The organism is Simiaoa sp., from assembly GCF_051972595.1.
In the GTDB taxonomy this organism is placed as follows: Bacteria; Bacillota; Clostridia; order Lachnospirales; family Lachnospiraceae; genus Acetatifactor; species Acetatifactor hominis.
In genome coordinates this window covers 17158-29732 of record NZ_JBOKRY010000011.1, presented here as the reverse complement: position 1 = coordinate 29732, position 12575 = coordinate 17158, and the positions used below count along the sequence as shown (strand labels likewise).

At 50.5% G+C, this 12575-nt stretch carries 9 protein-coding genes; all 9 read left to right on the top strand.

Translation table 11 applies throughout. The features are described from left to right. The first annotated feature begins 43 nt into the window (after positions 1-43). The 9 genes from ACTRDR_RS06105 to ACTRDR_RS06065 all read left to right on the top strand — a co-directional run bounded on the left by ACTRDR_RS06105 (position 44) and on the right by ACTRDR_RS06065 (position 12379). Positions 44-556 (top strand): IS110 family transposase, encoded by a 513-nt coding sequence (locus ACTRDR_RS06105; RefSeq protein ID WP_440526511.1) that lies wholly within the window; start codon positions 44-46, stop codon positions 554-556. A 349-nt stretch (positions 557-905) separates the two neighbouring features. After that, positions 906-1136, top strand: coding sequence for a hypothetical protein (locus ACTRDR_RS06100; RefSeq protein WP_440526510.1), 231 nt, complete (start codon positions 906-908; stop codon positions 1134-1136). Between the two features lie 26 nt (positions 1137-1162). Next, positions 1163-3556 carry a hypothetical protein gene (locus tag ACTRDR_RS06095; protein ID WP_440526509.1) on the top strand — a complete coding sequence of 798 codons (2394 nt, stop codon included), beginning with the start codon at positions 1163-1165 and terminating at the stop codon, positions 3554-3556. Between the two features lie 122 nt (positions 3557-3678). Further along, positions 3679-3909 (top strand): hypothetical protein, encoded by a 231-nt coding sequence (locus ACTRDR_RS06090; protein ID WP_440526508.1) that lies wholly within the window; start codon positions 3679-3681, stop codon positions 3907-3909. Between the two features lie 243 nt (positions 3910-4152). Further along, complete coding sequence (locus tag ACTRDR_RS06085) at positions 4153-5007, top strand: hypothetical protein (protein ID WP_440526507.1); 855 nt, start codon at positions 4153-4155, stop codon at positions 5005-5007. Between the two features lie 23 nt (positions 5008-5030). Next, complete coding sequence (locus ACTRDR_RS06080) at positions 5031-5576, top strand: hypothetical protein (RefSeq protein ID WP_440526506.1); 546 nt, start codon at positions 5031-5033, stop codon at positions 5574-5576. Positions 5577-5635: 59 nt separating this feature from the next. Next, complete coding sequence (locus ACTRDR_RS06075) at positions 5636-8731, top strand: M56 family metallopeptidase (RefSeq protein WP_440526505.1); 3096 nt, start codon at positions 5636-5638, stop codon at positions 8729-8731. Positions 8732-8746: 15 nt separating this feature from the next. Continuing rightward, positions 8747-9166, top strand: coding sequence for a DUF2500 family protein (locus tag ACTRDR_RS06070; protein WP_440526504.1), 420 nt, complete (start codon positions 8747-8749; stop codon positions 9164-9166). A 27-nt stretch (positions 9167-9193) separates the two neighbouring features. Beyond that, positions 9194-12379: a M56 family metallopeptidase gene (locus ACTRDR_RS06065; RefSeq protein ID WP_440526503.1), complete on the top strand. Its 3186-nt coding sequence runs from the start codon at positions 9194-9196 to the stop codon at positions 12377-12379. Positions 12380-12575 lie beyond the last annotated feature (196 nt).

Genomic DNA, 12575 nt, shown 5'->3' with positions numbered 1-12575 from the left:
TGACAGAAGTGGTAAAATAAAAGAAAGTGTGTGCGCGAGGTGAATGCATGAAAGCTGGAGAGGCATTGAACTCGGAAAAGTCTTTACGTTCAGCAACAGCAGAGAAGGTTTTGAAGCCTTTAAAGCATGGATGCAGCATTTGCAGGACAAGTACAGAAAGTCAGATGTAATCGTAGGTATCGAGCCGACAGGTCATTACTGGTTTGACCTTGGTGCTTATCTTGAGGATGAGGGCATCCTCCTGGTTATGGTTAACCCTTATGCGGTAAAGCAGACCAAGGAACTGGATGACAACAGCCAAAGCAAGAATGACAGGAAGGATCCGAAGGTGATCGCAAAGCTGGTTACCGAGGGCCGGTATTCTGCACCGTATACACCGGATGGTGTGTATGCTGATTTAAGAATTATGGTGACCAATCGAAAGAGACTCATCAGGGAGATGACTCAGATTAAAAACAGATATTCACAGGCAGCCGCAGGCAGCATAAGAAGATCGACTGTGAGATTCAGGAGACGTCCGCCGCAAGGCGCTGAAAGGAACAGAAGAAATTCATAAACATAGAGAGCCAAGTCAGATTTCTTACCATCAGAGCAGAGACTCAGTAATGGAGTATCATGACGCCCCTTTATGGATAAGCAGAACGAAGGAATTAAGGGCCCTGAAGAAAAGGAGATCCTGTATGACATGGGAGGTTAGGCTGCCGTAAGGAGTTGGGGGAAGAAAGGCCGATCATAACAGAATAAGACGACGTCTTGTTTTGTGTACCCTAAACATCTGTATATCCATGATTCATGGCCAAGGGGAATGACATAGACTTAGAAAATATCTCTATGAAGAAATGAAAATGTGAGAAAAAGCGAGTTAACAAGAGAAAAACAAAGATCATTATGGGAGGTAACAGAGGATGACTGCGTATGAAAATGATGTATTGATAATCCCGAAGAAATATAAAAAGATGTCTGTTTCCGAATTAAAAAAGGAAGAACAGAAATTAACTTTTATTTTTAAAGCAGATTTTAAATCAAAAGGCACTGGATTCGTCCGGTGCCTTGTTTTTTTGGAACCTTTTGTCACTTCCCGGAAGGAAACTGTCACTTTACTTCTGACCTGCATTGCCCGTATAATGAGACACTGAGATATTTTAACAGAGGAGGATAAATTATGACAGATAAAAGTGCGATGATGGAAAAACTGGATGCGCGTCATCTGCTGTTGGACAGCAGTGCCGCCCCGGGAACGGCATGGTGCTTCCGCTCATTACAGGAGCTATTTGCCTCCGGGGCACTGCAGGACGGAACGCCGGAAGCCCCGATGACGGTATATCTGGCGCCGGATGTTTACTGGCTGCATGATCCGGAGGATGGGGAAACCTTCCGGGGGACAGAGGGAGAGTTCCTGCCCTATCAGCAGAAAATAAAATGCAGCTATCTGTCGTTGATCGGTCTGTCGGAGCACCCGGAGAATGTGGTGATCGCGGCGAACAAGGGGCAGTCCCACGGCTGTATCGGCAATTATACCATGCTGCACTTTGAGGGGGACGGATTGTACCTGGAGAATCTGACCATCGGGAACTATTGCAACGTGGATCTGGAGTATCCGTTAGATCCGTCGAAAAACAGACCGAAGCGCTGCAAGGCAGTCACACAGGCACAGCTGGGTGATGTGGTGGGAGACCGGTTCCATGCGAAAAACTGTCGCTTCGTCAGCAGACTGAATCTCTATCCCATCTGCGGTGCGAAACGGAGCCTGTACGAGAACTGCCATTTTGAATCCACCGATGATGCTCTGAACGGCAATGCGGTATATCTGCATTGTGATTTTGATTTCTATGGGGGATGCCCGATCTTTGCAACGGATGCTACGGGAAGTGCGTTTCTGGACTGTCTGTTCCGGATCTGCGGACACAGGGACAGAAGCGGCGCAGACCAGTATTTTATGAAAGGGCAGGGGTGTGTGTACGTGATCGGCTGTCGGTTCGAGGATCTGCGTAAGGAAAGTATGGGAACCTCCCGGGCATTGCAGGTGCAGTGGACGCGCTATCCCCAGCCGGAGACCATGTGCTATGCATATGGAAACGATACGCCTATAGGACCTGCGGAACATACCGTGGATCTCACCGGAAAAAAGGGGCTGCGGGCTTTTCTGGTAGAGGCGAAAAGTGGGGCGCAATACAACGTCCGGAATCTGTTACGGGGAACGGACGACTGGGATCCGCTAGGACAGCGGGAGTACCTGCCGGAAGCAGAGACAGAGCATCTGCCGGTACAGCTGGTGTTGAGCCGGGGGAGCGTAGAATTAACCGAAGAACATCGAAGCCAGACCCTGTCCGCCCAGGTAAAATATTTCAGCGGCGAGACGCAGGAGCACCCGGAACTGGCTTGTGAAATCACGGAAGATGGGAGCAGGATCCGTCTGCAGAGGCAGGGGCAGGAACTGACGTTGTATGGAGAAAATAACGGTGCCCGTACCGGGAAGAACCGACTGCTCGTACATACAGAGACCGGACTGGCGGCAATGGCAGAGATTATAGTCCCTCCGACGACCCGCCCGGCACCGAAATGGCAGCAGGATCCCTGTGTTACATGGCAGAAGGGGATGTTTATCCTGCACTATGAACTGGAGCTGGAAGGAGCACAGGATGCTTCCCTGATCTGCTGGGAACTGGAGCAGGACGGCGAACGCAGGACCGTATCCGTCAGCCGCACCGGAGGGGAGAACCGTGCGTATCATCCGGGAAATGAAGCAAGTGGAGCGGCGGTGTACGTGCGGGTCACCCCTCGGACGAACTGCAGCACCTATGGAGAGACGATAGAACTGTGTGCCTGCAGTAAACTGGAACCGGAAAAGATCGAGGAAGCCAGACGGGTACAGACCGATTTTAAGGATTTCCCTACGGAACTTCAGCCGGTGATTCGCCCCGGGTGGTGGACGAGGGATTTCTATACGCCCTGGGAGGCACTTGCCGAGTGGAGAAAATGGGAGCAGACGCTGCCCGAGACCCCCTGGAGCTACCGGACTGCCGGAAACGGCTGTGTGGGTGCAGGACTGATGCCCACCATACAAGGCGTGAAACTGTTTTACACCTTTGCAGAGGAAGCGCGCGAAATGCGGGCGGAAGTGTATCTGGATCCGGCAAAGACATCCGGACAGGGCTTCGGCAGTGCCGGACAATATATGGATGTGTGCGTCGGATTCGATGCGCGGACGATGACCGGACCAGCACTCCGGATCCTGCGCTCTCCGGAAGCCTCCAATGCCGTAGCGGTATTCCCAGTGTATTATGAGGATGGGATTGCGGCACCAATCGGAGAACGCTGCTACACGGCAGGGTTCGTGACAGGGTGTCATATCGAGGCAGAAATTCGTGACGGACGGCTGCGGGCGCATCTGTGGACGGAAAAGGAGCTTCCGGCGTCTGTGGAATATCCGTCGGAAATCACCGTGGACACGAGAACAGCTGCTGCGGGCGGCAGTGTCGGAGTTCTGCATACCGGAACCTGTGGAGCGGGCGGATGGCAGAATACCGTGATGCTGCACGGACTGCGGGCAGAATAGTTTTTTTACGAATTTGACATCAAAAGGCACTGGATCCGTCCAGTGCCTTATTTTTAAGGGAACCTTTTCACCCACTCGCGACTCATATATAATGAAGCCGGCGATAAGAAGGAGGTGGTACCTTGGCAGTCATGACAAAAGAAGAGTTTGTGCTACATGCGAAGAGTGACACGCTTCCCATATACCGACTGGCGTATTCGATTCTGCAAAACAGCGAGGTCCTCGTACCGGACGGTCGCATTCTCTATATCGGCGTATCCGACGGCTTCCAGGGAACGACGGCGGACGGCGTGGAGATCAGCGGAAAAGATCCTGTGAAGACAGTGCTCTATTATGAGCCACTCGTAAAATAGAGTGACAATAAACTGGCGACACCGGGAAGCCGATGCCGCCAGTTTTATAGTTCCAGACTGTTAAGTTTCCATCTGCTCAATTGTGCATTTACAGTGGTTATGTTATAAAAAGACCAGAAATAACAGAAAGTGGTCGCTTGGGTGAAAAAAGTAGATTCAGGGGTGAAATTTTGTTATGCTGTTTGTAACAAACGGAATATAAAAGTCGTCAATATAGATAGAAGGGAAACAAAGGAGGGGCTTATGAAGAAGATTAACGTAAAAGCAACCATTTTTCTCAGTGCAATCGTATTGGTGGTAGTGGTACTTCTGCTGAATCTCATCGAATTCCGCAAAACGGTGGATTTCACGGTGCCGGGGATACAGATGCCGAAGGAGAACGCTTTCGGAAAGCAGGAAGAGGTACAAGTGAGCGTCAACGGAACCTATTATTACCGGGTACTGCCCTGGATCCACGGCAGCACTTTCCATGGGCAGATATCTTTTGCCGGAGAGGGAGAGGAACCGCAGAATTATTTCTTTACCTATGGAGCAAGCAGAGGATTTCTGAAGGAGGGAAGAGGGGCTGGCTGGATCGGAACCCCGGATGCCCAGACTACCGTTGCGATTTATGAAGCGGTGCAGAACGTGGGAAAAGGGATGATCTCCGTAGAGGATCCCGCCAGCTATGTTTTATATCCGGCGGCAACACCGGAAGAAGCCTATGCCATAGCGGATATATGGTATCCGGGAATGCTGGAGAATGAAGCAAAGACAGCATTCTGCGCGGCTTTTTTGCCGGAGGAATGTCCTCAGAAGATTGGCTGCAGCTTCTGTGCGGAGGATTACGATTATGTGGAAGATGTCGATACCGTAGAGCAGCTGTGGCAGGAATTTATACAACTTTCCGGAAGAGTGACGTCAGATCCGATCCCGCCGGAAGAGATGGTGGAAGGTGTGGGATATTTTCAGTTTGTCTATGCAGACGGTGAGACAAGGATCTTTCGCTACGCGTCGGAAGAACAGGGATTATGGATAGATGAGGACGAACGCTGCCTGGTGGACGGCCAGGCTTTCTATGACTGGCAGGAGCGTCTGATGGAAGCGGTGCAGAAGTAAGCATGGGAAAGAGAGGGGCGGAAATGAACGGTAAAAAGAAAAGGCATGTTATTTTGATCGTGTTGGCAGTGGTGATGCTGGCGGCAGGGATTCTGGGCGGACGTGAGTTATGGCTGTATGAGCATCCGGAGATACAGATCAGATTCAGCCATGATCGTAGTGAAGATCTCTACCGGTCCTATCCCATCTGTTCCATTCGCAGCAGATCCCACATCGGACAGGGGTATGCGAAGCAGTATGGTGAGGAACTGCGGCAGTATTGGGAAGCAACCAATGAGGTTTTTGTGTGGATCAGTGAACAGTATCGGAAACCGTTATATGTCACTTCGGATGTGACCATAGGAGATGGAAAGACAGTGATCTTGTTCCGGGGGACCGGCACTTCCATGACTACCGGGGAGACAGAGGAAATCCATAGAGACTGCGTGCTGGATTTTGAAATGCATGCGGAGGTATTGCGCTCGGAAGAAGAGCCGGAGCTGACAGTAAGTGACTGGAATCCGGAAGAAGAGGGACAACAGAATCAGATTTCTTACTTGACAGATGGGTCGGTAGAATGTAGACTATAATTACAAAGAGTCTATGAAACATCGACTATGCCTTGCGGGGGGTAGGACAGGAGGGGCTTATGGGTGAGAATATCTACAGAATATTTGACGGTGTTTGGAACTTAAGTCTGGTGGGAGGATACTGTGTGCTGCTGGTGATCCTCGCCAGACTTTTGTTGCAAAAAGCACCAAAATGGTGTTCCTATCTGTTATGGGGAATCGTGTTTGTGCGGTTGTGCTGCCCGATACTACCGGAGACAGGAATTAGCCTGATTCCGGAGAAATTGCTGTCTGTGGGGACAGAGATGACGTCCGGGCAGCAGACAGTCGGTCCGGGCAGTCATGGTTATGCAGAGGCCAACGATACGAAGGACATCGGAGATGTCCTGCGGCGGGAGTACGATGCAGAGGAAGTACCGGACAGCCAGACGGCAGAAAAAACGATGGCTGTGGGAAATGACAATACTGTCATGAATGCTGACGGCACGCAGGATTTTTCCCTGGGAACTGCGAGAACAGAAAGTGGAGCTACGGTTGCAGAGGTAGCAGCCAGTGGAACAGATGCAGTGATTTCGGAAACATCTGCCGGAACGGGTACTGACGCCCGCGCATGGACATACCCGGTGTGGTTCCGTGTATTATCCATGGTATGGTTGGCAGGAATGCTTGGCTTCCTAGGATATCATGCTTATTCTTATCTGCGTATGCGTAAACGGATTCGTAGACCTGACAGCGGTGTCAGACAGGTGGAACCGGGGATCTGCGAGATCGATGGTGGGCATCTGTCCTTTGTCATGGGGCTGGTCCATCCGGTGATCTATCTCTCTTCGGGCTTAGATCCTGAGAGCAGAAAAGTTGTTCTGTGTCATGAACGGGTGCACTTACAGCGCAGGGACTATCTGTTTAAGCCTGCGGCGTTGGTGATCTGCTGCGTCCACTGGTTCAATCCGCTGGTGTGGCTGGCATTTTATCTGATGAATATGGACTGCGAGATGTCCTGTGATGAAAAAGTTGTGAAGCTTCTTGGTGAAGAGAGCAAGAAAATTTATTCCTATACATTGTTGGAAGAGGCTTCCGGCGGCGAATGGAAACGCTATCGGGGCGGCTCCATCTGCGCACTGCTTTCTTTTGGAGAAGATCATGTGAAGAATCGTATCCGGCACGTGCTGGACTACCGCAAGCCGCCGTTCTGGATGCTGGTTGGTGCGGTGGTGGTGATCGTGGTACTGATCGTAAGCCTCGGCAGCAATCCGGGGGGCAAGGCAGATATGACAGATGGCTCAGATCCCGACACCACGACAGAGATGGCAGACTCCGGTGCAGAGACAGAACCGGAGGAAAACGGTGTGGGCAGCGTGGTGACCCCGGAAGAGTTTTCCAGCATAACGATTCACAACAGAGAAGAATTCGGCAACATTTTTTCTCTGAAAACCATAGAAACACAGAGGACTTTTCAATGGGATAACACAGCATATGATTTGGTGTGGGCAGAGAATAACGGAGATTATGTGTATGGGATATTCAAGGCTTTATTAGATGGAAATACTTCACAGGAATACAAGAAATACACTGATCCGGTGACCTCTGCGGTAGCGCTTCTGCATCTGGGGGAAGGAAGCGGGAGTGTGACGGAGACACTTTATAAGGCAAAACAGCAGTTTAATTTCAGTAATACTCCGGGAGAAGGTTCTGTGGTCAATGTACGGTATACGTTTGCGGCAGACGCTTCTTTCATAGATATTCCCATGGTAATGGCAGAGGAGACACAGCGGTTATGGTTTTTATCCTTCGGGGATCTGAGCAGCAGTGGTGATCCGGACAAAACCTACGGACCGTTAGAGGGAGATATCTGTACACGGAATGTGTATGCGGAATATGAACTTAGCGACGCCGGGCAGTATCCATTCCCGGAAGGCAGTTATATCGGAGAAGACAACATCGGAGAAAGACAGCATATTCAGGTGTCTTCCTATGGAATCTATCTGATGGATGAGCAAGATAATTCATTTGGCTGTATTCATGCAGAGCGGATTCCGGCGAAGGTTCCCGCGGATGTGACTTGTGTGCCGATAGCATACCGGACTTCAGAATCAGGAGTCTATAATGGGTATCGGGCGGACCGGGGACTGACGGATAATAGCGATATTAAGGTCTATTACCTGACAGATCCCGATGAGTCGCATTTTGGATCGGATGCCTGGATGCCTACGGTGTTACGGGAATACGACTTGGACACAGGTACTATAACCGACAGGGCACTTCCGGAGAATTTGCAGATTGGGAATGGATTGTGGGTAGGTGAAGGCTACTACTATATAGAAAATAGCAGCAATCCGGCGATCACAATCCGACTGCCGTTGACAGGGGTTGGCAGCTTGTATGGAAGCTATGCAGCCGCACGGGGAGCCGATACTCTGGCTTATCCGGGAGTAGTATTTGATGTGTCGAATCGAACGGAGGATGAGACCTTTGCCCTGCTGGACCTGGATGGCGACGGGATATCGGAGAAAATCTCGATACATCCTGCGGAGCAGGTAACGGGATATTCTCTGGAGGAATATACGAAATATGTGAATATGGGATTAAGTGAAATGAATTGCTATGACCTGAGAGATGCAGTACTGGAAGTAAACGGTCAGACGACGGAGATTTATACGGAGAATATGAGCAATTCTATCTTCGCATTCAGCCCGGATGGGGAACAGATTCTGATCGCATTGTATGAAGATGGTCCCAGTGCGGATCCATTGACCAGGCTCTATCATTATGAAAATGGGAAACTGGTGGAGACTGGACAAATAAAACAGGATATTCGACGCATTCAAATCTCGCACGGGCAGATGCAGGTCCACGAACCCTATAATGTAATGACGATAGATTCTATCGAGAGAATCTATTATATGACGAAAAACGGACATCTTCAGGAAGTGCCGCAGGAGGAGTACTGGTTGAGTGGCTATGCAGAGGTGGAACTTCTGCAGGATATGACTCTGTACCGTACACCGAATGGTGGGACCTTCATACTGCCGGCAGGAAGCAAGGTACGCATGACGAAGCTGGATGCAACGCAGAACTGGATCTGCCTGCAGACGGAAGACAATACGCAGGGGTGGTTCCATCTGGAAGCCGGTATCAACTATGATGATTATTTTGGCGGATTAAATCACGCCGATTAAAAAGGGAGGGTTCATGTGATACAGCAGTTGAAATTCAGTCTGGTGGAAAATGTACTGGCCGTGTTATTCGTAGTAGTAATCCTAGGATATTTATTGTATCTGCTTGATCGGAGCCTTCAGAATAAACAGAGAGGCAAACACACCGTGGGCAGGGCAACATTCGTCAGCAAAGAGCAGTCCACAGCGGTGGGGCAGCCGGTATACCTGGCGGATGGTATGGTAAATTCCGGGATGACGGAGACAGAAAATGTCAAGAGTGTTATTTTTGAAAATCTGGAGAAACCGGGAGAACGGATCACGCTGGAAGTCTCTAACAGAATTTACAGAGAATTGCAGGAAGGTGACAGCGGACGCCTCTGCTACCGGGGTGGAAAATTAATAAGCTTCGGAGCGTTACAGAACAGGGATGACAGAGAGCGGAGCTTCCGCAGATAGGGAAGCAGAGAGCACAGGAGGGACTTTATGATGGAAGGCATCTATCGTTTGTTTGACAGTATATGGCGTCTCAGTCTGGTGGGAAGCTATTGTATTTTGTTGGTGATACTGGCCAGATTTTTACTGAAAAAAGCCCCGAAATGGTGTTCCTATCTGCTGTGGGGAATCGTATTTGTGCGGTTATGTTGTCCGGTGCTGCCGGGGACCAGGATCAGTCTGATTCCGGAGCGCCTGTTGACCGTAGGGACGGCGACAACCTCTGCACAGTTGGCTGCCGGGAACAGTGCCGGATCAGTTGACAATGAGGGAGTTTATAATGACAGCCTTCTTGGAGACAATACTGTGGATGCCGTGCTGTCCGGGGCGGATAACACGGAAAATCCGAATTCCGGGACTTTAGAAGCCACCGGAAATAGGGACGGTTCTGCACCGGCACTGGGACAGGATGGAAACGTAGAAGGCATGAATGAAATTGGAGATGACGGTGTCGGCGGAATTCAGGCACCGGGTAATGTTACGAATGCCTTGGATGATGGTTACCCGGTGGATAACCGGGATAATGTGGACGGATCTTTGCAAACTTTCCGTGTCCTGTCGATCGCATGGTTACTTGGAATGGCAGGATTTATGGGGTATCATGCTTTTTCCTACCTGCGTATGCGTCACCGTATCCGCAGACCTGACAGCGGTGTCAGACAGGTGGAACCGGGGATCTGCGAGATCGATGGAGGACATCTGTCCTTCGTCATGGGGCTGATCCATCCGGTAATCTATCTGTCTTCGGGCTTAGATCCTGAGAGCAGAAAAGTTGTTCTGTGTCATGAACGGGTGCACTTACAGCGCAGGGACTATCTGTTTAAGCCTGCGGCGTTGGTGATCTGCTGCGTCCACTGGTTCAATCCGCTGGTGTGGCTGGCATTTTATCTGATGAATATGGACTGCGAGATGTCCTGTGATGAAAAAGTTGTGAAGCTTCTTGGTGAAGAGAGCAAGAAAATTTATTCCTATACATTGTTGGAAGAGGCTTCCGGCGGCGAATGGAAACGCTATCGGGGCGGCTCCATCTGCGCACTGCTTTCTTTTGGAGAAGATCATGTGAAGAATCGTATCCGGCACGTGCTGGACTACCGCAAGCCGCCGTTCTGGATGCTGGTTGGTGCGGTGGCGGTGCTTGTGATATTGGTGGTATGCCTGTGTAGCAACCCTGGCGGTGGAACAGATGCAGTAAGTGCGGATAATGATACGGAGACTGGGGCGGATGCGACAGAAGCGACAGACATGACAGGAACGTCGGATGAAACAGCGGAAGGGGATTTAACGGCGGGTGAAGTGGACTATGAGGCTGCCAAAACGGAATGGCTGACGGTATTTGAGCAGGGTATCCACAGCAGGGAAGAGTTCAGTGCCCTGTTTGATGTGGCTGCCTTGGAGGATACCCGGTCTTTTGCCGGACAGGACGGCATCCAGTATCTTGGCTACGATGGTGTCGCGGCGCGGAAACTGCATCAGCGGATTTTAGACGGAGATGCCGCTGCCCATGAGACCTACAAGGATCCGGTGAAGGCTGCGGAAGCTCTGCTGAATCTGCAGGGTGGCAGCGGGGAAATGACGGAACTGCTCTATGAAGCCGGGAGGCAGTATTTATTTTTCCAAAAGGATTCCACAAGACCCGGCGAAGGCTCTGTGGCAAACGTACATTATATTTTCGCTGATGGATCCGGTATCGATATTCCGATGGTATTTGCGGAGGAGAGCAGTCAGATCTGGCTGCTGTCACTGGGAGACATCGACAGTAAAGGCAGGCATTCTACCGGTCCTCTGGACGGAGAAAATCAGGCCAGAGTGGTCTATGCGGAATACGGACCCAGGGATGAAGATTGGGCTACCGTGGCAGAACTGTCGAAAAAATGGGTGTATGTAAAGGTATCCCCCGGATCTTTTGCGGATGTTGCTGCTACTTATCAGGTCTCCAGCTACGGTATTTATGCGGCCACCGGGGATGACACCGGACTGAATTGTATGGTTTCTGGATATATAGTGCCGGGATGTGCGGCAGAGGGACGTTCCACGGTTTACCAAAATATGGGAAATTATTATACGTCTGACAGTTATAGACAGGAGATGGCTTATCTGAAGCAACAGGATAGTGTCCGATTGTACTATTTTGCAGCTTCTGATTATCAGGAGGGAGATCTGGACATCTGGATCGACACAATCCGGGAATATGATACTTCGGGACAGACCGGAGAAAACGGGGTCACGGACTGGAAGCTGCCGTCGAAGGCGCAGGATTTCTCCGCAGACATGCTTACAGTGGAAGACGGTTATTGGATCCTGAGTCAGAGCAGCGGAACCGCCCAGATGAAACTTCCGCTTCTGTCCAGCCAGCCGGTCTGGAACGGGAAGGTGGCGGCAGATCTGACGACAGAGGAAGCGGATGCTTATGCAGCAGCACAGAGACGGGACATTCTGACGAATGTGGGAGTCGTATTCGATCTGTCTGAGCGAGCGGAGCAGGAGACTTATGCCCTGTTGGATCTGGACGGAGACGGAACCGCAGAGAAAATTCTGCTGCGTTCGAGAATGGCACAGGCAGTAAACGAAGTGGATCATTCGCCGCTGGATCAATATATATTTGCGGTGAATACCATGCGAGGCGAGACGCGGACGGCACAGAATCTGGGAAACAGCATTTACGCCTTCACTCCTGATGGCAGACAGATATTGCTGACACTGATGCGCAGGGACGAGTTCGGACAGTGCGAGAGTTTCCTGTTCAGCTATGAGAACGGGGAATTACAGGAGGTAGGAAGCTTCGCGCAGGATATCCGGGAGATCTGGGTGGAAAACGGCCAGATCATCACCAACCAGCCCTATGATTATACGTTACAGAAGGAAAAACTGCGGATTGTGTACCGGATCGGAAGTGACGGAAGACTGGCGGAGATTCCCACAGACCGCTATGATCTGCCGGAGCAGGCGGTCCTGCACGGACTCAATAAGGATCTGGAAGTCTGCCGGACTCCAGATGCCGGCAGCGAACGCTTTACCATCAACGCAGATCACGGAGTCTATTTCCTTTATCTGGATGCCGGCAGACAGTGGCTCTGCGTGGAGACCGAGAATGGTGTCACCGGATGGCTTAAGCTGGCGGATTACACGGCGGAAGAAGCGTGGGCCACTTTCAATGATCTGATACCGAATGGGGGATGAGAACAATTTATACTGGATACACTTGAAAAAAATGAAAAAAGTTTCCGGTATAAGAGAAACTTTTACTTTTGTAGGGAAAAAATAGACATTGACAAAAATGGTTTACAGGATGTAACATTAAAATGTTACAACTTGTAAACCATTTTGTATAATAAGACTTAACGGATGCCACAGAGGGCAGAAAGTGAGGAATTGT

Coding starts and splice junctions, on each gene's coding strand:
- ACTRDR_RS06105 (WP_440526511.1), top strand. CDS start 44: ATGCATGAAAGCTGGAGAGGCATTGAACTCGGAAAAGTCTTTACGTTC.
- ACTRDR_RS06100 (WP_440526510.1), top strand. CDS start 906: ATGACTGCGTATGAAAATGATGTATTGATAATCCCGAAGAAATATAAA.
- ACTRDR_RS06095 (WP_440526509.1), top strand. CDS start 1,163: ATGACAGATAAAAGTGCGATGATGGAAAAACTGGATGCGCGTCATCTG.
- ACTRDR_RS06085 (WP_440526507.1), top strand. CDS start 4,153: ATGAAGAAGATTAACGTAAAAGCAACCATTTTTCTCAGTGCAATCGTA.
- ACTRDR_RS06080 (WP_440526506.1), top strand. CDS start 5,031: ATGAACGGTAAAAAGAAAAGGCATGTTATTTTGATCGTGTTGGCAGTG.
- ACTRDR_RS06075 (WP_440526505.1), top strand. CDS start 5,636: ATGGGTGAGAATATCTACAGAATATTTGACGGTGTTTGGAACTTAAGT.
- ACTRDR_RS06065 (WP_440526503.1), top strand. CDS start 9,194: ATGATGGAAGGCATCTATCGTTTGTTTGACAGTATATGGCGTCTCAGT.